Here is a 22,647-nt window from a genome sequence, read left to right as displayed (position 1 = left end):
TGAATTCTTCGGGATAACGCTGGTTGCTCATGGCACCTCCTAATGGGCCTCATTTTAAGGCTTGGAGGTGTCTACGAAACTAGGGGCGATTCACATGGCTGACATCTGACTTAGAAAAATCCCCGCAGCGCGGGGATTTTTTAGATATTAGAAAGCTGGACTGTTCTTCGCATCCGCATGAACCATCTGATTGGTACACGGCCTTTGATTCATTGTGGTTACTCCAGGCGCCGAAACGCATAGGGAGAGGCTCAATCCATACGGCAACTCTACTCGCCGTGTCTCGCTGTAAGGGATATCGGCGGTTCGCGTTACGCGCCCCTGATCCTTGATCACTTCAGGCATAGGCAAACTGTGCACCTGCTTTGTTGAGGACGTCTCGCGTCGCCACTCCTCCCCAACCTTGTAGACAAAATCGACCCGAAGCTTCGTGGATTGTTCGTCGATGGAAATAATCTGGATTTTACTTGTGAGTGTCACAATCCCCAGTGAGCACTCTGTCCGCTGTGCATTGCATTGGCGAATAGTTACAGGTGGATAAGTCTGGCTATCCGTGGCCCCGGCAACGTCAAAAAAACTGTTTCCTTCCACGATGTTCACTTTCGGGCGACCAGAAATATCTTCGGAATTGACCTGGTAATCGACAACGACAGACCCTCTGTGGCTACCGTTCCAACCGGCACAACCTGCCAGCACAGCCAGACTCAATACCACAGTAAAACCAGCAACAGAACGCATGAAGCTTCCTTTAGACAATTAGGGTGTGATGCTAGCCCCGAACTCTCGAGACCTGTTCGCCGTTTCACACAAACGCGTATGCAATCGTTTCGTTCTTGGAAATAACGACGACGTTCAGCATCGTGGTATGAAGCCTCAGACAGCAGGCCTCAATCAACACTGACGACAAATATTCAATTTCAGTAACGCCACAGCCATCACCTCGTCGACGAATCGCCTTCGTTGCGTCTAAAGACGCCTTGTCGTAGAAGTCGTCCGTGTAGCCATGATGGCGGTGATCTGACGCGTAGCGCACTCATTCGTGCACGCGGAACTCAACGCGAGCATAATCAAGTGACTCGAATGATGACGTGAGACCCGCAGATCATGAGTGAAAGCGAGCGCTGGACGGTTAGATGCAAGGACACCGGCGACGGCAGCGGCGATGCGATAGTTGATTTGCCGCCAGAGTTACTTTCACAATTCGGCTTGGGCATCGGCGACGTACTGACCATCGAAGTGGTCAACGGCGTAATGGTGCTCCAACCTGTGCACGGCCGCTCAACTCCTTCCTCATCGGCCGGGGCTTTACGAGAAGACCTCTACCAAGCTTACAGAATGCGCTTGGAAACCTATCTCCATATTCCTGCCCAAGCCTCGGATCAGGCCATTCACGAACTGATCGAAGCTGGCTTTCCCGCCAATGGTCTCCAAGTACTTTGCGATCAGGGAATCATCAGCCCTGCCGAGCGTGACAGGATCATTCCCCACCGGACCTTTAAAATGCGCCTGGCCAGCAACCAGCACTTGAAAGCCGATGAGAGTGATCGAATGTATCGTGCGGCGCATATTATGGCGATGGCCGTGGCGGTCTTTGGCGACACCGAAAAAGCCCAGTATTGGTTGTCCAAACCCAAATCACGCTTTTCGGGAAAAAGTCCGTATGAGCTGCTTTCCACCAGCCTGGGCGTCTATCGAGTGGAGGAAATGCTGACTCAAGTGGCTGAGGGCTTGTACTGTTAATTAACGAGTGAGCAAGGCAACACCTGTCGCGCCAGTGCAACGTCTTTTAAGAAAGTACTTCCCACTGACTGCACAGCCATTAGCTGCCGGCTACTAAATCAAGGACGACCCATAGTGTAGAATTCACTCGCTCACACACATCCTCCGCTTTATCGCCGTGCAGCCCGACTTCAATCTCATGCCGCTGAGATCGCGAGCGCTCTTGCATAGATCGCTGTGCGAGTCGTTATGGCGCTCAACAAGCCGATGCAAGCCTTGAAGTAAGACCTGAAAAATTTCATCGTGCCTCGAACAGACAGTCCGTGAAGTGCTAACAGTTGCCGAGCGCTCTGACGCCGAATATGTTGTCGGTGCATTGCAGTAGATTACAAAACTGCTGACCGGTTGGTGGCTAACGCTGATGAGGTAAAAGCGGAAGAAATTGTTCGGCATAAGCCTGAGTAGCTTGAATCTGCTGACCCACCTCGGGTCGAGTGCTAAAAGGGCTGATTGAATGGGCGTGGTTTTGAACCTGAAAGCTGGGCCGCCATTGTCAGTCTGGCGCTTAACTCAAGTGAAGGCGTGGGCCTATCAGGCACAAGTTCCTTCACTCCTCGACATACTCGATAAAATCGAGCATCGCCACCATCTCGGTGAGCTCCTTGCGTAATGCATCCAGCAATGGACGGTTATTGATGTCGATCATCGGCGGCTGACTGCAGCCGTATTGGAAGCTTTCAATGCGCTCGGTCACGATGTTTTTAAGCGGAAAGCACACCTCGATTTCGACGGCCTGATTATTTGTATCATCCGCGCACGCGCTAGCTAGGTCACGTGCGAGTGGGAGCAGGTCATCGCCCTTATTCGTCAGGTAGGTGCTGCACCAGATCTCGCCGTCTTTCAGCTCGGGAGCGAGTGCCAGGTTCTCAAAAAGATACTTCACACTCTGTGCTCCTCTCAGGTGCAATCAGCGATAAACCACCATCAATAAGCTTCTGTTACCGCCCGCGGGTGTAGCGAGCGTCCCCCCTCAGCCGTTTGGCCAGATGCGCTGCGTTCCCCAGGACGTGTCCAATTCGTTTTTAAGAAACGGTCTCCATTCGCTACTGGCCGGAGCTTTCTGGGCCCCTAGTTTGGCGAGGTCGCTCGGCCATTTGAACATGGCAACGTGCCAATGATGAGCCTCGCTGAGCGCTTTAAAATGGGCCCCATCAGTGGCCTGTACTCTGGCGAGGAACTCTTCGCTTGTAGTTCATCTGGGCCTGTTAGCCAATCAATATTAATACCGTTCGTCTGAAATAACTCTTCAGCTGAGGCGCCTAAACCGCTGGTTTTGTTTCTTATTAATAAAAATATCAGTGGCTTATATTGTTATTTTGAAAAGAGATCTGCGTATTCAGTGCGTTGGCTGGCCATCATTTCAATGCTAATTTGCCATCATTGTTTTCCGGTGGATCCAATACGCATTTGTTATGGACGTGGCCCCGGCGTTTGGCGTGCCTCTCACTGCTGTGCCTGAGTGCTCAAAACAGTGCCTATGCCGCTCCCACTCCCGGTGAAACCGATCTGATCCGCGAACGTCAGGATCGCTTGCTCGAAGAGCAGCGTCGGCGTCTCGAAGAGCTCAAGGAATTACCCGGCAAGGAAGTCAAGCCTACGCCACCGACGGCCCCCGCCGACGCGCGGTGTTTCCCCATCAAGGACATCGAGCTCAAAGGCGCCGACAGTCTCTCCGAGAGCGAAAAAAGTCGTATGCTCAAGCCGTACATCGGCCAATGCCTGGGCGTCACCCAGCTCAATGAACTGCTGAAAGCCATCACCGACTATTACATCGAGAAAGGCCTGGTCACCAGTCGCGCCTACTTGCCGCAGCAGGATATGTCCGGCGGACATCTGAAGGTGCTGGTGGTCGAGGGCAAGCTGGAAGGGTTGAAGGGCGCAGAGGACAGCAAGCTGTCGGACCGTGAGCTGGGCATGGCGTTTCCCGGTAAAACCGGCGAGCTGGTCAATCTGCGAGAAATCGAGCAGATGGTCGATCAGATGAACCGCTTGCCATCGATCAGGCGCAACCTCGATAACCGCGGCGGCGTGCTCGCCAGCCTGCAAGCGGCATTCACGTCCAATCTGATCGGTGTGCTGAAAAACGGCTATGACCTGAACAACAACCGCCGCAGCGGCGTCACCCAGGCCCAGCGCCTGAACCTGACCGCTCTGGCCGGTATCGACAACTACGGCGGGCGTATCGCTGCGCAAAGCGGCGACGCGACTGTCGTCACCGGAAACTTCGACAACCGCAACGGCGGCCTCTACGCCAAAGGCAAAGTCAACGTCACCGGCAACAACTTTGACAACAGCAGCGACAATGACGGCCAGATCGCCGGTCAACAGATCGACCTCAACCTCAGCGGCGCCCTGAACAACCATCTGGGCATCATCGAGAGCGACAGCACCTTGTCGATCAAGGCGGCCAGCCTCGATAACCAGACCGGTCAACTGCGCGCCCTCGGCGCCAGTGGCAAAACCAGCTTCCAGATCGCTGGCCTGTTCGATAACCGCAACGGCACGCTGGAAAGCGCCAACTCCGACCTGACCATGGCGGTGGGCGGCTTCCTCAACGGCGGCGGCAGTTTGCTGCATGTGGGCAACGGCACCTTCGATATTTCCACCGCCAACGTCACTGGCGCCGGCGGTTCGATCGTCACCCGTGTCGTGAATAGCCTTAGATTTGCACGTCTGCACAGATTAGACCGTGACGTACTCAGCTGCTAGCTGGTCCACAGAAGGGGGAAACCAACACAAATCCTTCTGGTCACTGGGAATGCAAATGACTGGTCAAGTCGAATGCAAACGAGTGGTCAGTAGCGATGCAAATGGGTGATTGATCAAGTGAGGTGCAATTTCGCAGCTTGCGATCACAGGTGGATGGCCAGGATCGGAAGCGTCGACCCTATCCCCTATCCCTCAAACGCTCAACTGCTGGTGAACGCTGACTGTTATACATCGAAGCAAGCGCGACAAGAACCACCAGGACGCTTAGCAAGACGGCTGAAGATCCCACCGTCCCGAAGTCTAGCCCCCCTTTTGCATAGGGTTTTGTCAGCAGATCTCCAAGGGTCGCACCAAACGGGCGGGTTAGGACGAAGGCGATCCAGAACAATGCAACCGAGGACAAACGGGTGGTGTAGTGCAATGCCGCAACCATGGCGATCCCGCTTCCCACCAGCAATGCCCCGCCCATAAAACCCAGGCCCGAGTCATCAGCCAGGAAGTCGCCCAGCGCGGTGCCCAAGGTGTTGGAGAACAGGATCGCAAACCAGTAGAAAAGCTCGGCTTTGCGTGTGGTGATACGGCTCACTGAGAGAGATTTTTCACTCAGGAACCACACCGAAAAAATCGTCAACAAAATAGCAATGAGAATTGCCGACCCAACTGCGTAGCCCAGCCCCAGAGTTCGGTCCATGAAATCTGAAATGGTGGTGCCCGCCGTACTGGTGGACAAGATCACGAGCCAATAAAGCGCGGGGTGATAGCGTTTGCTGGAAAGCTGCGTTAACAGTGTTACGACAAAAGCGCTGATCAAGAGCAGCGAGCTCATGGCATAGCCAACATCCAGTGTCATAGAGAGCAAATCTCCAGCTGTCTCGCCTAACGTTGTTGCACAGATTTTCATGATCCAGAACGCAAGCGTTATCTGCGGCAGTTTGTTCATTTCATTCACCTGGGGGATCGCATGGGGAGTTCGATTGGCCGTGATGGCGCCGAGGGTGGCACATGATCACAATCCAGATGTTGAAAATTTGTTAGCCATAAATGAAAAATATGCTGACTAAAGGCTACTCCGGAACCACCCAGAGACGGGATAGCGTCGCGGCTCACCGAGCAGAAAGTTATCCGCCAACTTACTGTGAAAGTTTTGCATAGGCTCCGAGGATAAAACGAAAAATTTTTAACGAAGTTCAGGATGATGCTTTCGTCACTAGCCGCAGGAGCACTTCCCGCACACTGACGGGTGTTAACTCAATACCACGACTGCAGATTGGCAAGCACTCCGTTGACGCTGATGGGCGCCCAGACATCCGGGCTCGTGCGATCACCGCAGCGGCCTAAGTGAAAGGGAGATTACCGAGGTCATGCTCAGGGACGCTTATAAAGTCCAGGCGCGAACAATGCAGCCGCGGACAACACCACATCCTGATCGACGACATTTGTCTGAGAAGTAGTTCATCAAACAAGCCCCCAGGCGAGTCGTATCCAGGAGGCCTATGGTCTATTTGCGGACTTGCTGAGGGTTTTGCTCCAGCTCTAATCCTTGCTGTGTTTCCAGTCACGATCGGCCTTACTGTCAACGTTCAGCGGGTGGTCGAAATTGCTGCCTGTACTGACCTGGCATTGGCGAAAGCCATCATCCCAGCCGTAGCGTACTGGCGATCCTGCAAATACACTGGCACGTTCTTACGGAACTCGCCAATGGTGCCCGTGGCTTGGCGACCGCTGACGCAACCATCATTAAATCCACTGGCGAATACCGGAGGATACCCTTGAGCGAGCAATTGATCTTTGGTGCTCTGGCAGCCGGCGAGCAGCGCTAGCGGTAAGAACAGTGTGAGGACCATCCGGGCTTTGCGGCTTGTAATGCTTATCTGCGATTCATTTGCCTTGTTCTCTGTGTTGCTGGTTGTACATTGCCCTTTGTTATGGTTTGTCAGACTGATGCCGCGCCTTGGGCGCAGCACTCAGCGTGACTGTAGGCCAGGCAGTTTCGCCCAGTCCTCCGCGTCCAGCGAACCGATAATACGGGGCGCTTGCTTGCCGTCGACTTGAACGAAAAACGCTTGGGTGTAGGCGCTGTCACGTTGCCCTGCGCGTACGCCCATCCTGCGTTCGAAGTGATCGATGCAACCGCTGTGGGTGATCAGAACCAGATTTTCCTGTGATTTCTTATGGGCCAGAACGGCATCTTTGAAACTACTGTCGCAGTCCTCCACCCAGCTTTGAGTAGGCACTACTTGACCCAAGATGAAATCTGCGGTCTGGCGAGTACGAGTTAACGGACTGGCAATTAGTCGGGCCTTCTGCAAGCCCAGATGCTGCAAACCGACACCGACGGCTGCAGCCGCTTGACTGCCATTAAGAGTGATGCCATCAGGGCTGCCCAGGCACGGGTTGCCAGAACGATCGCAGCGTTCAGCATGCCTGATCATCAACACTACGTTTCCGCGTGCCCATTCAGCATAAAGTTTCGACTGGGCGGTAGTGTCAGCCGCGCTCAAATCGATCACATGAGTGGAGGTCAATAGCCAGGCAAGGACTGTCGACAGGGCCAGTAGCAAGCTAGATAACATTAACCTGTTAAGGAAAGTCCTGTTGAAACGCAGCGTACGCGGGGCTTTGCTCGTTGAAACCGACACAGGATATGGTGCGTGAGCCACAGTATTGCTCCGTAACTAAAAAAGGTGAAACCAAGGTAACTGCGAGGGCATCAGCGCCTCGTGACCGCACGGTAAGAGGAGAGCTGTGGTTAGTTGGTGAATGAAATGTCAAAAAATAGTTGAGGAAATCCGTCAACTGAGCGCCCCTACCCAACAACGTTGACTTTGAAGTGACCCTCACATTAGCCGACTTTTTATTGGCATGTTTTTCACGAAAAATTGATCAATCCGCCCCTAGAATTCACTTTATCGTAGACGTCCTGCTGACTCCGCCGCACGACGTCCCTCAATCCAGGGAATGTTATTTTTATGTTTAAAATAAAGGCCGTTCGTGCGGAATTAGTAACCTTGATCGCCAGCGCCTTCTTGTTGTTTGGATTTAATTCCATCCTGTGGCAGTATCTCTTTAAAATCATCGACGGCAATGAATCGAGCTTACTGCTCCTCGTGGCATTTGGCATCATCATATTTTGTATATTCAATATAGTTCTCAGTCTGCTCGCCTTTAAGAACTTATTAAAACCTGTACTCATCATTTTGTTCATGGTCAGTGCCGGGGTTGCTTATTTCATGAACCGCTACGGGGTATTGATCGACACGGGCATGCTGCGTAACTTTGCTGAAACCAATGTTACCGAAGTGTGGGGTCTGCTTTCTACCAAGCTGTTTTTCTACATTCTGCTGCTGGGTTTAGCGCCGTCGCTGCTGCTATGGTTGACCCCAGTCCACTATCGGCGCTGGCATCGGGAGTTAATCAGTAAAGCCTTTATCTGTATTGGCTGTGGACTGGTGATCGGTGCTGTTACGCTCTTCAACTACCAAGGGTTGTCCTCACTGTTTCGCAACCACCACGAATTACGACTGATGGTGGTGCCCAGCAACTACATCGGCGCCTCTGCAAGCTACCTGCGTGAACAGTTTGTTACCGCGCAGAAACCTTTCAAGAAGATCGGCGAGGATGCCGTTCTGAGCAGCCAATGGGCGCAACGGAATCGTAAATCCCTGACCATATTGGTTGTGGGGGAAAGCGCGCGGGCCGAGAACTTTGGAATTTTGGGCTACAACCGCAACACCACACCGCAATTGCAGAAGGAACAAGGGCTAATTGCCTTTACCGATGTCTACTCCTGCGGCACTGAAACGGCGGTCTCAGTGCCCTGCATGTTTTCCAATATGGCCCGCAAGGACTACAACGCCTCTACCGCAAAAACCCAGGAAGGCCTGCTCGATATCCTTAAACGCGCAGGCCTGGACGTCGTCTGGCGGGACAATCAGTCCGGCTGTAAGGGAACCTGCGACCGGGTCACTCTGGACGATGTCAGCAACACAATAGACTCGGAACTTTGTGCAAACAACGAATGCAGAGATGAAATTCTCCTGAAAGGCCTGCAGAACTATATTGATCATCTGGAAAAAGATACCGTGATGGTGTTACATCAGATGGGCAGTCATGGCCCGGAGTACTTCAAACGTTATCCAAAAAAATTCGAGAAGTTTACTCCGGTTTGCGAGAGTAATGCGCTCGATAACTGCAGCAAAGAAAGCATCATCAATGGTTATGACAATACGCTACTGTATACCGATCATGTATTGGCCAGCCTGATTGATATCTTGCGAGGGAATCAGGATAGCGTGGATACCGCCATGATCTATCTGTCCGATCACGGCGAATCATTGGGTGAGTATAATCTGTTCCTTCATGGCACACCCTACATGCTCGCCCCTGACCAGCAGAAGCACGTACCTATGCTGACCTGGTTTTCAGACAACTATAAACAATCATTCAATCTCAGTACCGACTGCCTTGGGAAAAGCGTCAACAAACCCTTGAGCCAGGACAATCTGTTTCATTCGATGCTCGGTTTGCTTCAGGTAAACACGGTGGTGTACGACCCTGCACTTGATATGTTTTCAGGGTGCAGGACCACGCCGGATAACAGCTTGCTGTCTGAAAAGTGATCCGTCACCAGGCGCACCGCTCCTGGACCTTTTTAATGCTGCGTCTATTACAGGCGCAGTCATCTTTTGTTAACACATTTATGACATTTATCTCGCACAGCCTTTTTTGATGCCGTTCGGCACTTCGAATAATCGCTCTTCGGTACATGGAGCAAAGGGAGCAGTTCATTCAGAACCTGGATTCATACATTCGCTGGTACAACGAGAAACGTATAAAGATTTCCCTCGGCGCGCTCAGTCCCATTGAGTATCGTGAGAGCCTGGGCTTCGCGGCATAACCAGTCCAAGTTTATGTCCGCATCCCCACTGGGTCAGTTTTCGGTCAGCGGCAACACAGCGACATGAGCTGTACGAACGAGCCAAGGAAAACAAACCCGAGCGGTGGTCAGGCCGGACGCGTAACTGGGAACCGATCGGCACCGTGCTGCTGAATCCGGATCGAGAGCAACAGATCGAGAAAATGGCGGCATAGTTAGACGGTTGACGCGACAACTACCTTGAAAAACGCCGTCCCCTTCGTACTTCTCTGCCAGGAGAAGCAATCAAAAAAACGCACCGAAATGATGCAAACAAGGTCAAAAAAAAGAATGAAAAATCGTTTCAGCAAGTGAATGCTCTGTCGATAAAGGCTACGAGACATCAAAGCCGGATCCTAGGATCAGGCTTTGAGCTACCTGAACACTAGAGAGCAGAGAGCCCTGCGAGGAATAGAGTGCGTAAGTTTTTCGGTGATATTAGCGTCAACCTCAAACTGGCTTTGGGATTCGGCCTGGTTCTGGCCCTGACTGCCGTCCTTGCCCTGACCAGCTGGAGCAGCGTGGACAGCCTGGTGTGGCGCAGCAACCGAATGGGCGATGTCACCCAGTTGAACACGCTGCTCAGTGAAGTGCGTTTGGCCCGCCTGAAATACCTACAGTCCAAAGGCGATGAAGCCGCAGTACAGAACGTGCAGGTCAGCCTGGAGGCGTTCATCGCCCAGCAGCAAAAACTGATCAATACGTTCATTATCCCGGAGAATCTCAAGCTGCTCAAAGAACAAGGGGCCATTATCGGCAACTTCCAGCAATCGCTGAACAAGATGCTCGATGCCTACCGCACAGCCAACTCTGCACGCCAAGCCCTAGGCGACAACGCTGAAGTGGCTGATGGTCTGATCGCAGCCATCGACAGCAGCGTACACCAAATACCTTTTAGCGATCAGCGCTTCGATCAGTACCAGGCCATCACTAAGGTCAAGGAAGCGTTCCTGCGTGCCCGCTATGAAGTGCGTGGATACACCGACGCCGCCAGCGTCGATCCAGAAGCGGAGAAGAAAGCGGTTAACCAACTGAATGAAGTCGTCAGCGGACTGACGCAACTCAACGAGCGTTTCAACAACACCCAACCAGACAAGCTGCGTCAGTTAGAAAGTGCGCTGAATAATTACCGTACCGCGTTTCAGTCGTACAAGACGGCGGCCAGTACTGTGGCCCTGGCAATTAAGGAACAGGTCGACCTAGGGCCCGAGTTGCGGACCCGCAGCGACACCCTTTACCAGAATCAACTGAACAGCCGCGACAGCGAAGTCACCAAAGCTCGCACCCTGCAGTTGGGCAGTACTTTGTTGGCCTTGCTGTTTGGCATTCTGGCCGCTGTCATCATCACCCGCCAGATCACTCGTCCGATCCGCGAAACCCTCGGCGTCGTCGAACGCATTGCTGCCGGCGACCTCACCCAGAATCTGGTGGTCACTCGTCAAGATGAACTGGGCGTGCTGCAACAAGGTGTCCAGCGCATGGGCGAGTCCCTGCGCAACCTCGTCAGCGGTATTCGCGACGGTGTGACCCAGATCGCCAGTGCTGCGGAAGAGCTGTCGGCCGTGACCGAACAGACCAGCGTCGGGGTCAACAGTCAGAAAGTCGAGACCGATCAGGTCGCTACTGCCATGCATGAAATGACCGCCACCGTGCAGGAAGTCGCGCGCAACGCCGAGCAAGCCTCGCAGGCTGCCGCAGACGCCGACGGCCAAGCCCGTGAAGGTGACAGGGTGGTTGCCGAGGCCATGGCACAGATTGAGCACCTAGCTGCGGAAGTGGTGCGTGCCACCGAGGCCATGACCCTCCTGCAGCAGGAAAGCAACAAGATAGGTAGCGTCATGGACGTGATCAAGTCCGTGGCCGAGCAGACCAACCTGTTGGCCCTCAACGCAGCTATCGAAGCCGCTCGTGCCGGTGAGGCCGGTCGAGGTTTCGCCGTGGTCGCCGACGAAGTGCGTGGACTGGCCCAGCGCACCCAGAAGTCCACCGAGGAAATCGAAGGGTTGATCGCCGGTTTGCAGAGCGGTACCCAGCAGGTGGCCAGCGTCATGAACAACAGTCGCAGCCTGACCGACAACAGCGTCGAACTGACTCGCAAAGCCGGCGTGTCGTTGGAGAATATCACCCGCACCGTGTCGAATATCCAGTCGATGAACCAGCAGATCGCGGCCGCCACCGAGCAACAAAACGCCGTGGCCGAAGAGATCAGTCGTAGCATCATCAACGTGCGCGACGTCTCCGAACAGACCGCTGCCGCCAGCGACGAAACTGCTGCCTCCAGCGTCGAGTTGGCACGGCTGGGCAATCAGTTGCAGATGATGGTCAGCCATTTCAAGGTCTGACGAAGCGAGATCGCTCCCAAGCTTTGAGCGGGAGCGGTCAGCTGATTAGTCAACAGTGATGCAATGGTAGAAATGATCTATTACCGAACGAATTTCTGATAGCCGTATCCGGGCTGCCTTACCGGCTTGGATCTCTGGTTGTGCAAGCGGTAGTGCCTGGCTTTTAACTACTGCAGGAACCGTTCGCAATGAGAAAACCAACTTGGACATGATCTCGGCATGTCCAATATCTGAGCAAAAAAATATCCAACATGAGCATCTCCCGTATGCAACAACCTCTCGGCGTAGTGCCGGATGAGGCATCCTTCGTCAATCTGCATCACCTCTCTACTTCGCTGGTATTAATCATTCTCTTTGGAATCATGATACTCGCTACCTTGTGCATTTATTTGTGCAGACTTCGCTTCTCCATTGAACGGTCTGTCGAGGTAGAACCCAAGGAGCAAGCGCAGCTCAAACGTAGTGTGGTTGAGCGACTCAGTTGCATACGTAGCGATATGGAAAATGCCAGCAAAACCATCCTGGAGATCAGGCTGGGAACTGGTCTGGATATAACCACTGCATCAGCCCTGTCGTTTCCCCCCGGATTCCGCAGCGAGGGTAACAATAGGTCGATAACAACAGATAGCGTCGCCGGGAGGGGCGAAACGAGCCATCAGGCCAACTTGCTGACACCTGGGTCCACCAACGAAGTGTCAGGTACAGACACCAATAGTGAACAAGATCTCGCCGAGGTAGCGGTCAAGATGCGCGAGCTGGTCGAACTTTCTCATCGCCTGCAAGCGGCGGCGCAGGTTTTTGATACCTACAACATAGCTCCGTCGCTGGAGATGGGAAATGAAGATAACTCAGCACAAAGCAGACGATACCTTCCCTTTTTCCTTGGTGATGAACTGTTCGCAGTGAGTATTCGCTCCGTTAAAGAGATTGTAGAAGCCAATAGGCTTGTCATCGAATCGGACAGGCCGTGGAGGACCCGCAGGGCAATCAATCTACGCGGCTCGGTGGTACCGGTGATCGACCTGAGTACACTTTTCGGTGGGGAGTCAACCAAAGTCAATCAAAATACTCTCATCATCATTTTGGTGGTGAGCCGGGGTGAGCATCGGCAAATGATCGGCGTTAAGGTGGATGCTATCTGCAAGATATTGAACATCACCCCGTCGAGCATCGAGCCGCCACTCGTTCAGAAAGTGGATACTCGTAGCCGCTATACCATCGGAACAATCAGGATCGACCACCGCTCTATCTCCTTGCTCGACATTAGCCAGGGACTATTGGCGGGTATATTTGCTGAGCCGAACTCTGCATCCCGCATGCTGGAGTAGAGGAGCATCCCAAGATCATCAGCGTATAGCCCCGCTAGATTACCTCGGAGCGGGATACGCACATTCAATGCGTCTCCATTGAGGCCCCATATTCGGGATGAGCTGAAACGTCGACGCCACGAGTCTGTTCAAATCGTGGGTCAGTGGCTTACCCGGGTGGTCACGGGATACTTCAATTACCATGCGGTGCCGGGAAACCTGTTACATCTTGATGGTTTTCGAGTTGCGGTCTGCCGCTTATGGCGGCAAGCCCTCAAACGACGTAGCCAGGGGAACAGGCGGTCGCGGTAGGAACGGCAGTTACCTGCCGCTGTTGCCGCAGACCGAAAACTGACCCAGTGGGGGTGCGATAGAAATCTTGGACTAACTGGAGGTAGTAGTTCATGTATTCATACGAAGACCGCATCAGAGCGGTCAGCGCTACATCAAACTGGGGAAGCACACCGGGGCAACTATTGGTTAGTTGCACAACGTCTGAATGGCTCTGCTCATCAGACACGGGTGCGATGGTGCTGGGCCAGGGAGGTCGGACAAGAGGGGGGCCGCATTACCACGGCGTCTTGTTAGTGAACAGAGACGCGTTCCACACGGTGGGACGTTTTCAATCAACAAGAGAGAACCTATACAGCCGCATTCAGGCCGCCTGGGCCTGGCCTGGTGCACATCCCTGATAAAGCCACATTCCATCTCTCTCAGGATGATCCAGAGGAAATGGATCGGTACTTCTATCGAGTGAGCTACCTCTGCAAGGCCGCTACCAAGGACTACGCCAGTCGATGCCGTGCGTTTGGTTGCAGAAGAGGCTGAACCAGCTCTACAGGGCTTCACCAGCACGGCCGATATCGTCCGCTATGCGATATTGCCCTACCCAAGATCAGCGCCCGCTGATGGCGCGCAGAGGCTGCGCGGCTGTATCCTTGAGCCTGTGTCAACACAAAGGCATGGGCTCGCTCACGCAAGCCCAGCAGCGTGTTCGAACTGTGTGTGCCGCTCTCAGGAAGGGAGCCCGTGGTCTGTTGTGGCGCTGACCAGAGCGAGGCGGCAGCGGTTACCGGCATGAACTGGCGCCCAGCGAACACCCGCGCTTGGTCGAACCATCCTTGAGGTCAAAGGCAGGGTTGTGCTCTCCGGTTACGCGAGAGTCCCACCTCATTGAGGTTCAACCGTTCGGTTCGTGCGGGGCGTGTATTTCACCCAAACTGGAGATTTTTTCAGAGTCTCCCTATAGCTCGTCTCCGGCGGCCGATGGTTTACGCCGCCTCCAATTTGCCAACCAACACCCAAGTTATAAAACCACTGCCAAGGAGGAGCCCCATGCCCATATTCCGTAACATTCAAGCACGCTACATGCTGTTTCTGCTCCTGTTCATCCTGCTGCTGTCCGTCCTCACAGTGGTGGGCATCAGCCAGTTGGTCGCCCCGAAACTTCGCCACACCGAAGAACAGGTGGCCCTCAACCGCATCGCCGAAGTCGCCGAACAAATCCGGGGCGAATTGAACAAGGTGCAAGCCCAACAGCGCAGCATCACCCAGTCCATTCCCTTACTGGACAGCGCCGCCATCGACACGGTCCTGCCAGGTTTGGTGGATCAGTACGGCGAACTGAAAGTCTTCGGCGGCGGGATCTGGCCATTGCCCGGTCAACGTGAAGCCGGGCGCAACAAATTCAGTACCTTCTGGCACCGGGATGCCTCGGGCAAACTGGCAGTCAATACGTTCTGGAACAGCGACGCCGCACCCAACTATTACGACCAGAGCTGGTACAAGGGTGGCATGCAAACCCCGCGCGGCCAATGCGCCTGGGCTGCCGCCTATAAAGATGACGCCAGCGCCGAGCCGCGCACCAATTGCGCCATGGCCATTCAGAAAAATGGCGCGGCCTATGGTGTATCGACCATCGACGTGACCCTGGGCTTCTTCAATGACCTGATCGCCCGCAAGGAAAAAGACCTCGGCGCAGAAATGCTGATCGTCGAAGCCGATGGCAAGATCATCAGCAACAGCTCGCGGATCAGCGGGCCGATTGTGCTAAAGAACATCAGTGAACTGGCCGGCAACTCGCCTTTCGCCAGTCAAGTGAAGGCCGGCCTGCAAAACCGTGATCAGTCGCAGCGTGTCGAGTTCGACAACAACGGCGAGGCCAGCACCTTTTTCATGCGGCCGATCGAAGGCTCGCCGTGGTTCCTCGCCACCGCCCTGCCAACCAAGTTGATTACCGCCCAGCGCGACGACGTGCTCAGCACCTTGAGCCTGCTGCAAATTCCGATGGTGATCCTGCTTGTGTTGCTGCAGATCTACGCGATCCGCCAATTGATCCAACGCATGAGCGCCCTGAAAGACAACATCGACGCTCTCTCCACCGGAGACGCCGACCTGACCAAGCGCATCACCATCCACGCTGAAGACGAGCTCGGCGCCATCGGTCACTCGGTCAACCACTTCATCATCTATCTGCAGAATATGATCGGGGAAGTCACCCAGGCTACCGACGCCATGGCTACCAGCCTGGACAAGTTGCAGCAGACCTCGGCCCACACCAACGAAATCCTGATACGCCACGCCTCGGAAACCGACCAGACCGTGACAGCCATCACCGAGATGAGCTCCACCGCCGACAGCGTGGCGGCAAACGCGGCGGAAACCGCGGCCTTCACCCAGCGCGCCAACGAGCACGCGGAACGCTCACGGATAGTGGTCGGTGAAGCCTCCGGCAGCGTAGTCGCTCTGATCGACGAAGTGGCCAGCGCCACCCACAAAGTCGAAAGCATGCAGCAGGACGCCAAGCGCATCACCGAAATCCTCGGGGTGATCGGCGCCATTGCCGGGCAGACCAACCTGCTGGCCCTCAATGCCGCCATTGAAGCCGCCCGGGCCGGTGAGCAGGGCCGCGGCTTTGCGGTGGTGGCCGATGAGGTCCGCGCCCTTGCCGCCCGCACCCAGTCCAGCACCTCGCAAATCAACGAGATGCTCAGCCGTCTGACCCTGGGCGTGAGTTCCTCGGTCAGCGCCATGGAAAACACCCAGGCCAGCTGTCAGTCCGCCGCCGATGCGACGGCGCGAGTCAACTCCGGTCTGGATGAAATGGCCCACTCCGTCAGCCAGATCAACAGCCTGAGTACCCAGATTGCCACCGCTGCCGAACAGCAGAGCGCGGTGACTGAAGAGATCAACCGCAGCATGGTACAGATCCGCCATATGGTCGGCGAGCTGGTAAAAAGCGGTCATGCCAGCGAGCTCAACACCAAACAGTTGTTGGAAGCCAACAATCGGGTGAGTGCGATCATGGGGCGCTTCAAGGTTCGCTAACCATTAACCTCTTCGCGTGCCCCAACTTAATGCAGTAATCAACTAATGCTTACCAGATCCGTCGTAGTGGTAAGACATACGTGGAAATCCTAACGTTATGGGCAATTGCGCCCGCTTAAGCGGACGCTATAGCCCTAAACGTGTAAGCAGCCGGCGAACACACCCTCCCGCTAATCCAACTAAGGACGATGGTGTCAGCGAAATTTACAACTGAGCCCATGGATATGCCCGCCGACACTGACACCGCTATAGCGCGGGTGATGGCCGTGGCTTAGCGAGCCCTTAGGCATTGAAACTATGCAGGTAAATGCCGGCACTGCCACCGCTGATGCGAATGCTGGGGGCAATTTTGAGCACGGACAGACCAGCGTTGAACCTTAAACGTAGTACCTCTCGGAGGTTACGCAGGGATACAGGACTGTCACCTCCAAGTCGCCAGCGTATCCCCCACAGGCATGGTGCACAACGATAGAACCCCGGCGAATGCCGAGGCCTGAAATAGATATACGTATCTTTCCGCCGAACCACGAGGTGATTTCATATCCCCTACCTATCGGAATATCGAAACACCTGCTTCAGAAACTCGACTTCTTCATTACTCAAATCATGAGTTGGCGAATATTCAACAGTCGCCGATGATTTAGAGTTCAGCGCCGCCCTCCATGCGAGCTGCCAGATAGCCCAATCCCGGTTTGTGGACGCATCTAAATATCCACTCTTTGACCGATCCAGCAAGCTGCGAGGCTTGGAAGCCTCAAACTCATCTCGCATTCTCCTATCCATGGCCAGTTTCTTATCCTATTCAAGGTGTCAGCATCGTCACGTCTAATGCTAGACCTCATGTGAAAAAACGAGCATGGATAATTTGTATGATGTGCGTCTGTGCGGATGCGCCCGGTCAATCGGAACCGTCCGGCCAGCACCCTCTGCTGACAGCCCTCCAAATTGGCCCAGATAGTGGACACCATTGTTTGATCTGTCGTTGAGCTGGGTGACGCCCAGACACTGATCGATAAACGGCTTAAGCAGGCGTGCTTTTTCGCCTTCCGAGAGACTGTCGTCGCCGTTGAGTTCGATGTCTTTGATCGGAAAGCAACGGGTATCAGCCGGGGCTGCCGGTGGCGTTGGTTTGGCTTCCTTGCCGGGTAAGTCCTTGAGCTCTTCGAGACGACGGCGTTGCTCATCGAGGAGCCGATCCTGACGTTCGCGGATAAGGTCGGTGTCACCGGGGGAGGGAGCTGCATGGGCACTGAACAAAGGCCCAAAGCCAATGATTAAAAGCGCCAGAGAGGTGCTCATCCTGAGAGTTGAAACGCGCATGCTTGACCCCTAGATGGCGTTTCGCCATCAATCGGGTGGTGATGCTATGGTCGCATTTTGATGGCGTCAATTTTTCAAAAATGAAACTTTTTTCATAATTCGATCGTCATGTTTTTGGCTAAGACGCGCGCATAAACCAGTGGACTTGCCCCTACAAAACCGGACACCAACTCCCCGTTAAATTGATGCCGCCGCCAAGCGCCTGAACTCCCTCGGCGAGCGATAGTTCAATGCGCTGTGCGGATGCTGCTCGTTGTAATGTTCGAAGGCAATTGCCAAGTTACGCAGCGCCGTTTCTCGATCCGGCTTGGGCATGTGCGCCACGTAGTCACGCTTGATCGTCTTCACGAAGCTTTCGGCCATGCCGTTGCTCTGCGGGCTGCGCACCGGGGTGGTCACCGGCTGCAAGCCGATCTGCCGGGCAAACAGGCGCGTCTGTTCGGCGGTGTACGCCGAGCCGTTGTCGCTGAGCCATTGCACCGGCGTGGTGGGTAGTTGATCACCAAAACGCTTCTCCACGCTTTCCAGCATCAAGTCGCGGATGTCATCGCCGCTGTACCCGGTCGGGCTCGCGACCCAGCCGATCGCTTCGCGATCACAGCAGTCCAGGGCGAAGGTCACGCTCAGTTTGGCGCCGTCCTCGCAACGGAACTCAAAGCCGTCCGAGCACCAACGCGTATCGCTGGTTTCCACGGCAATACGGCCTTCGTGCCGACGCGGCACGCCGGGCTGTTTGATCCGGCGTTCAAGCAGCAAATTGTGATCACGCATGATCCGGTAAACCCGCTTCACGTTGATCGCGGGCAGCGACCGCTTTTCACGTGCACGACGCAGCAATCCCCAGACCCGACGGTAGCCATAGCTGGGCAGCTCGCTGACCTGTTGCTGGATTTCGACCACCAGCGCAGTATCGTCCACAGGCCTGCTTCGCCGTACTTTGGGCGATACCGATTGCTTGATTCGCACCGTTAATTGCGAGCGCGCCACACCGAGACATTCGCTGACCAGCTTCACTGGTCGTCCCCCGGCAACAAGGGTGAGTGCGCAATCCATTTTCGCGACCGGGCGATCTCCACGGCCTCTTTGAGGATTTCGGCTTCCATCGTTTTCTTGCCCAGCATCCGTTGCAGTTCACGGATTTGCTTGAGCGCATCGCTCAGCTCAGAGGCCGGCACCACGGCTTCACCGGCGCTGACCGCCGACAGGCTGCCGTCCTGATACAGCTTGCGCCAGAGGAATAACTGGTTGGCATTGATGCCGTTGCGCCGAGCGACCACCGACACACTTTGCCCTGGCTCAAGGCTCTCGCGAACCATGGCCAGCTTTTGCTCCGGGCTCCAGCGGCGCCGCCGCTCCTGGCCCAAAAGCTCCCCACTCTTATCGTTGCTGTTAGTCATAAACATAACCGTTTGCCTATCCCTTATCGTAAGGGGGAAACGGTGTCCTGTCTTTCATGGGGCTCGTTCAACCAGAGAGAAGGTAATCGATTGAAAAATATAGAATCTCCTTTCTCCCATCGTTAATAAACAGGCTCAGCGCGGGAGGTGCTTTTGTTTCATAGACTCAACCGAAGACTCCCTCCCTCGTCACAGAAGACTCGGAAAATGACTGAAGTAGAAAACCGTGGCCACATCTTCATCTCCTAAGCATAGGGCAACGGGTTTGAGAACAAAGAGTGGGTACGCCAACGTGTCCTTACCCAAATCAGGTGGAACCATGACGTATTTTGGGATCGGGACAGCATCGCCTACGGAGACTCTATCGATGGCGTTATCGCCAAAGCCTTGTCTAAGCGTCCAGTTCAAATCTTATGCTTGTGTTATCAGGACTACATCAGAGCAGCCCAACAAATAGGAGCAGGCCTGCACCGCGAGCTGAAAATGCTGGCCGAGATAGCTGATGAACCTGGCGTGCGGATTGTGCCCGTCATCCTAGAAGCGGGGTGTGCTGACAAGCTGCCTGAGCCTTTAGTCGGACGCCTACACCTGGATCTGCAACCTTTGCATCAATTGAACATTGATATCGGAACGGCAGTGATGGAAGTGGCCGAGGGCAGGACACCAGCGCAGGTGCAAAGTGGCGTCAACGCTCGACTGGCAGCCTTCAAACTACGCGAGCGCGCCTTCAAATATTTCCAGGTGCGACCAGTCGAGGTTTGGGGTAATGGTCGCAATCATGAAGTGACGGTCTATAGAGAAGGCACCCCTCCAAGTCTGCTTCAGCCCGCGCCGTGGATGTGGGAAAGCAACAACTGGAACTATATGCTGAACGATGATGGCCCAACGTTTTGCCCTACCAAGGGACGCTGGCATTGGGAGCTTTCTTCCTACTCCAGCGAAATGCGCCCATTGGCGACTGCGGTTTTATCGGTATTTTTTGACCAACTCGATGGTAGAAAAGCAGAGCCCTGGCTGAATCAGGGCGGTATCGTTTTAGCTAACACATTTTTCAGGACAGTCATGGAATCTGAGCAATTCAGATTCGATGCCGAAGACGTCATCGGCTTCCTAATGCGCCGCGACGAAGGCTATGAAGCGCTGGAGAAATTATTGAACGCCGAAGATGAGGGTGACAATCGCTCGTAGTTTTTAGGACGTAACGTACCAGCCGTTCGGAGGTCATCTGGACGGCTCGCGCAAGCCGGTCTGTGGAAAGCATACTGAAGAAAAATGCCAAGCCCGCTCTGGCCGGCCCAATCGCCTAAGCCATCGAGCCCGTATCGCAAGGCAACCTAACAGGCCAGTTTGACAATCGGCCGGACACGCTTTCACCATCAACTAGAGGAATTCCAGCGGTATCACTGAACAATCGCCGGCGCTCTGCTGAACGAGAACTCTCTAAGAGGGCATGCACGAATGGATCTCTTACGGCTACAGCAACTCTTGAGTGGGCAAGGAGAAATCATCAACGGTTGCGACTTGTCAGCTGAAGATGCCATCGACTTTGTACAAACCAATTTTGGCGAGTATTCGTACTGCCTAGTGCGGGACTGGACCGTACTTGAGCTGACCCCCTGCGACGAGGGGTATGACGCTTTACGCTCTCGTGGCCTCGAACCAGTGTTGATCTATGCGCGCAACGTCGTGCTGGACAGTCGCGAACGCTTTAACCGAGGAGACTGGGTAGCTGTCATGAAAAACCTAGATGCGATCACAGAGCTGTTGTATGGCGAGGGCATTTCGATGCTCGGCCACAATGCTTCCGATGAAGAGGCCATAGCACTCGCCCAGCGGCGTTTCGGTCATGCGCCGTATTGTCTAGTCAGGCAATGGATCTGGATTGATCTGGTGATGCCGCCATCACTATTGGAAGCGCTGGAGCGTGAGGCTCGTCTCCCAGTCATGATCTATGCGCACGAGGTGGTCATGGACAGCCAAGGACGGCTGAAGCCGGGAGACTGGGTGCGTACTACTCCAATGGTGTCGTTCTCGGATGGTTTCTGCTTTCAGACACGCAATACCGCGTATTTTCTGCTGGGGCCTGGCACTCGTAAATCAGCAGAGCTGGCGACAGTGGTTAAGGTTTTCTAGACCCGGCCTTGCCTGGCCTACCTACCTCATTGGCAGGGAATCTGACATGACAACCTCAAGAGGTTTCGGTGAACTTCGGCTCGCGGCGGCAGAGCGGCATTTCAGCGGTATGGTAGTGACTGCCTTCCTGACAGAAGTCGAGATTGTGGCGTGTTCTGCGGTCGGTGTGGTGCATAAGCACACTCGTGCAGGTGCAGGACGGTTTGAAGACGGGCGTCGCATTCGTACCTCTGATATCCACCTGATGGCGCACAGGAGCCCTTACTGGATACTCCTCACCGCCAGCGGCAGTTGCTATGTCATCGTCACGTTCAAAGGTAACAATGGTCGGCAGTCACTTAACGACTTTTTGAAGGTGCTGAGCGGTGGCTTTTATCCCACCCCCAGGCACTTACAATAGGAACCGCGCTGGCGCAAATAGGCGATCATCACCACTCACTACCTTGTATCAGCATGTCGATGTAAAAAACCACCGTCAGCTTGACCCATGAAATTATTCTTGTGCCTCGACAGCCGGCTCCAGTTGGGCAGCATCTGATTCGTGAATTCCCCAAGGTAGCTCGGTCAACTCGGCGATGGATTGGAACTCTTTCAGGAACTCAGGCTGGTGCCTAGCCAGCCACCGAACGACAGCAGCGTTGGCAAGAAGCTTGGCCAGGTAGCCTTTAATGACAGTGAGATGTAGGACATCAGGCCCGTAGTCTTCTTCCACTGTTTTGATCTGCATCTGCAGTGCGGCCAGCTCTCGCTCAAGGCGAGCGATTGATTCGGCAGAGATTTGATCAGGTTGGTTTTTTCTGGGCACTGCCAATTGGTCTGAAGGTGTTGCAGCCAAAAGTGCCTTAGCGAGTAGTACAGAGAGATTTTTATTCCCAAGCATCAATTCAGCCGCTTCAATTTGCCTCAATGGTTTCATCTGACGCAGATGATGGAAAACATTCGCTGGGCAGTCCGTATCACCCAGAAGCGAAATGGCCTCAGCGCAAATGCCATTCAGTAGCCGGAATTTTTGCTTGATGGTCTGCGGTGATAATCCAAGCGCTTTGCCAAGCCGCTCCGCAGAGACTCCACGCTCCATTGCCCGCACTATCATTTTGTTGCTTTGTACGGCTGATAATCTGTTGGTACGTTTGTTGTAAGAGTAGGTGTCGTCGGTTGCCACGAGGCAGTCGACTTCCAACTCTCCTAGGTCTTTCAGCGCCTCAATGCGTAGATGGCCATCTAGCAGAAAGTATTGCCCACTACGTCCAGGTACTGGTGTTACAGCGGGTGGCTCGACGAGGCCGACCTCCTGGATTGATGCTAAGATTTGTTGGTATTTAAGTAAGCGTCTGCCGAAGTCACCTTGCGTGACTCAGGCCGGCACCCACTGATGCGGTAGCAGTTGATCAATCTCACTGGCACGCTGTGTTGGCAGC

Annotated in this window: 14 protein-coding genes and 7 pseudogenes; 13 read left to right on the top strand and 8 right to left on the bottom strand. The window is 54.4% G+C overall.

Features of this window, described 5'->3' with window-relative positions; genetic code table 11:
- Positions 1-147 precede the first annotated feature (147 nt).
- The gene (locus tag FBY04_RS31400) at positions 148-738 is read right to left on the bottom strand and encodes a hypothetical protein (RefSeq protein ID WP_145319490.1); all 591 of its coding nucleotides are present in this window, start codon (positions 736-738) and stop codon (positions 148-150) included.
- Between the two features lie 366 nt (positions 739-1,104).
- Here FBY04_RS31400 and FBY04_RS31395 point away from each other — a divergent pair, with 366 nt between their 5' ends.
- Positions 1,105-1,740 carry an antitoxin Xre/MbcA/ParS toxin-binding domain-containing protein gene (locus FBY04_RS31395; protein WP_145319485.1) on the top strand — a complete coding sequence of 212 codons (636 nt, stop codon included), beginning with the start codon at positions 1,105-1,107 and terminating at the stop codon, positions 1,738-1,740.
- Positions 1,741-2,326: 586 nt separating this feature from the next.
- Here the strand turns inward: FBY04_RS31395 and FBY04_RS31390 are convergent.
- The gene (locus FBY04_RS31390) at positions 2,327-2,662 is read right to left on the bottom strand and encodes a hypothetical protein (protein ID WP_145319481.1); all 336 of its coding nucleotides are present in this window, start codon (positions 2,660-2,662) and stop codon (positions 2,327-2,329) included.
- Between the two features lie 524 nt (positions 2,663-3,186).
- Here FBY04_RS31390 and FBY04_RS32950 point away from each other — a divergent pair.
- A pseudogene (locus tag FBY04_RS32950) lies at positions 3,187-4,425 on the top strand (POTRA domain-containing protein); the annotation flags it as partial.
- A gap of 241 nt (positions 4,426-4,666) precedes the next feature.
- Here the strand turns inward: FBY04_RS32950 and FBY04_RS31375 are convergent.
- The 3 genes and pseudogenes from FBY04_RS31375 to FBY04_RS31365 all read right to left on the bottom strand — a co-directional run bounded on the left by FBY04_RS31375 (position 4,667) and on the right by FBY04_RS31365 (position 7,049).
- The gene (locus FBY04_RS31375; RefSeq protein WP_145319479.1) at positions 4,667-5,428 is read right to left on the bottom strand and encodes a hypothetical protein; all 762 of its coding nucleotides are present in this window, start codon (positions 5,426-5,428) and stop codon (positions 4,667-4,669) included.
- A gap of 593 nt (positions 5,429-6,021) precedes the next feature.
- Positions 6,022-6,332: pseudogene (locus FBY04_RS32945) on the bottom strand (hypothetical protein).
- Between the two features lie 120 nt (positions 6,333-6,452).
- Positions 6,453-7,049 (bottom strand): histidine phosphatase family protein, encoded by a 597-nt coding sequence (locus FBY04_RS31365; protein WP_256667213.1) that lies wholly within the window; start codon positions 7,047-7,049, stop codon positions 6,453-6,455.
- Positions 7,050-7,457: 408 nt separating this feature from the next.
- On the opposite strand from FBY04_RS31365, the gene FBY04_RS31360 reads away from it, so the two are divergent.
- From FBY04_RS31360 to FBY04_RS33405, 8 genes and pseudogenes are all read left to right on the top strand, one after another.
- Positions 7,458-9,107 (top strand): phosphoethanolamine transferase, encoded by a 1,650-nt coding sequence (locus tag FBY04_RS31360; protein ID WP_145319476.1) that lies wholly within the window; start codon positions 7,458-7,460, stop codon positions 9,105-9,107.
- Between the two features lie 158 nt (positions 9,108-9,265).
- Positions 9,266-9,385 (top strand): annotated as a pseudogene (locus FBY04_RS31355) (IS3 family transposase); the annotation flags it as partial.
- A 569-nt stretch (positions 9,386-9,954) separates the two neighbouring features.
- Positions 9,955-10,839 (top strand): annotated as a pseudogene (locus tag FBY04_RS33425) (methyl-accepting chemotaxis protein); the annotation flags it as partial.
- Positions 10,840-10,881: 42 nt separating this feature from the next.
- The gene (locus FBY04_RS33420; protein WP_371927893.1) at positions 10,882-11,745 is read left to right on the top strand and encodes a methyl-accepting chemotaxis protein; all 864 of its coding nucleotides are present in this window, start codon (positions 10,882-10,884) and stop codon (positions 11,743-11,745) included.
- Between the two features lie 251 nt (positions 11,746-11,996).
- The gene (locus tag FBY04_RS31345; protein WP_145319470.1) at positions 11,997-13,073 is read left to right on the top strand and encodes a chemotaxis protein CheW; all 1,077 of its coding nucleotides are present in this window, start codon (positions 11,997-11,999) and stop codon (positions 13,071-13,073) included.
- Between the two features lie 383 nt (positions 13,074-13,456).
- Positions 13,457-13,880 (top strand): annotated as a pseudogene (locus tag FBY04_RS33415) (inovirus-type Gp2 protein).
- A 438-nt stretch (positions 13,881-14,318) separates the two neighbouring features.
- Positions 14,319-15,515 (top strand): annotated as a pseudogene (locus FBY04_RS33410) (cache domain-containing protein); the annotation flags it as partial.
- 18 nt (positions 15,516-15,533) lie between these two features.
- Complete coding sequence (locus FBY04_RS33405; protein ID WP_371927892.1) at positions 15,534-16,379, top strand: methyl-accepting chemotaxis protein; 846 nt, start codon at positions 15,534-15,536, stop codon at positions 16,377-16,379.
- A 978-nt stretch (positions 16,380-17,357) separates the two neighbouring features.
- Here FBY04_RS33405 and FBY04_RS31315 read toward each other — a convergent pair.
- Positions 17,358-17,678 (bottom strand): annotated as a pseudogene (locus tag FBY04_RS31315) (POTRA domain-containing protein); the annotation flags it as partial.
- A 198-nt stretch (positions 17,679-17,876) separates the two neighbouring features.
- Positions 17,877-19,096 (bottom strand): IS3 family transposase gene (locus FBY04_RS31310; protein WP_371927891.1). Its coding sequence is split into 2 segments (ribosomal slippage): positions 17,877-18,751 and positions 18,751-19,096, totalling 1,221 coding nucleotides; the frame shifts between segments, so codons are not numbered across the junction.
- 483 nt (positions 19,097-19,579) lie between these two features.
- Here FBY04_RS31310 and FBY04_RS31305 point away from each other — a divergent pair.
- The 3 genes from FBY04_RS31305 to FBY04_RS31295 all read left to right on the top strand — a co-directional run bounded on the left by FBY04_RS31305 (position 19,580) and on the right by FBY04_RS31295 (position 21,629).
- Positions 19,580-20,284 (top strand): hypothetical protein, encoded by a 705-nt coding sequence (locus FBY04_RS31305; RefSeq protein ID WP_145319456.1) that lies wholly within the window; start codon positions 19,580-19,582, stop codon positions 20,282-20,284.
- A 270-nt stretch (positions 20,285-20,554) separates the two neighbouring features.
- On the top strand, positions 20,555-21,229 hold the full coding sequence (locus tag FBY04_RS31300; protein WP_145319453.1) for a hypothetical protein: 675 nt from the start codon (positions 20,555-20,557) through the stop codon (positions 21,227-21,229).
- Positions 21,230-21,275: 46 nt separating this feature from the next.
- Positions 21,276-21,629, top strand: coding sequence for a hypothetical protein (locus FBY04_RS31295; RefSeq protein WP_145319450.1), 354 nt, complete (start codon positions 21,276-21,278; stop codon positions 21,627-21,629).
- A gap of 93 nt (positions 21,630-21,722) precedes the next feature.
- Here FBY04_RS31295 and FBY04_RS31290 read toward each other — a convergent pair whose 3' ends face one another.
- The gene (locus tag FBY04_RS31290; RefSeq protein ID WP_256667214.1) at positions 21,723-22,538 is read right to left on the bottom strand and encodes a plasmid partitioning protein RepB C-terminal domain-containing protein; all 816 of its coding nucleotides are present in this window, start codon (positions 22,536-22,538) and stop codon (positions 21,723-21,725) included.
- Between the last annotated feature and the right edge of the window lie 109 nt (positions 22,539-22,647).

Source organism: Pseudomonas sp. SJZ080 (assembly GCF_007828295.1).
In the GTDB taxonomy this organism is placed as follows: domain Bacteria; phylum Pseudomonadota; class Gammaproteobacteria; order Pseudomonadales; family Pseudomonadaceae; genus Aquipseudomonas; species Aquipseudomonas migulae_A.
Note: the sequence above shows the minus strand (reverse complement) of the source record. Positions and strands in the feature narration are given on the sequence as shown.

Bases quoted from the DNA above. Each gene is read 5' to 3' on its own strand.
- FBY04_RS31400 (WP_145319490.1), bottom strand. From the start codon at position 738: ATGCGTTCTGTTGCTGGTTTTACTGTGGTATTGAGTCTGGCTGTGCTG.
- FBY04_RS31395 (WP_145319485.1), top strand. From the start codon at position 1,105: ATGAGTGAAAGCGAGCGCTGGACGGTTAGATGCAAGGACACCGGCGAC.
- FBY04_RS31375 (WP_145319479.1), bottom strand. From the start codon at position 5,428: ATGAACAAACTGCCGCAGATAACGCTTGCGTTCTGGATCATGAAAATC.
- FBY04_RS31360 (WP_145319476.1), top strand. From the start codon at position 7,458: ATGTTTAAAATAAAGGCCGTTCGTGCGGAATTAGTAACCTTGATCGCC.
- FBY04_RS33420 (WP_371927893.1), top strand. From the start codon at position 10,882: ATGGGCGAGTCCCTGCGCAACCTCGTCAGCGGTATTCGCGACGGTGTG.
- FBY04_RS31345 (WP_145319470.1), top strand. From the start codon at position 11,997: ATGAGCATCTCCCGTATGCAACAACCTCTCGGCGTAGTGCCGGATGAG.
- FBY04_RS33405 (WP_371927892.1), top strand. From the start codon at position 15,534: ATGATCGGGGAAGTCACCCAGGCTACCGACGCCATGGCTACCAGCCTG.
- FBY04_RS31305 (WP_145319456.1), top strand. From the start codon at position 19,580: ATGCTGGCCGAGATAGCTGATGAACCTGGCGTGCGGATTGTGCCCGTC.
- FBY04_RS31300 (WP_145319453.1), top strand. From the start codon at position 20,555: ATGGATCTCTTACGGCTACAGCAACTCTTGAGTGGGCAAGGAGAAATC.
- FBY04_RS31295 (WP_145319450.1), top strand. From the start codon at position 21,276: ATGACAACCTCAAGAGGTTTCGGTGAACTTCGGCTCGCGGCGGCAGAG.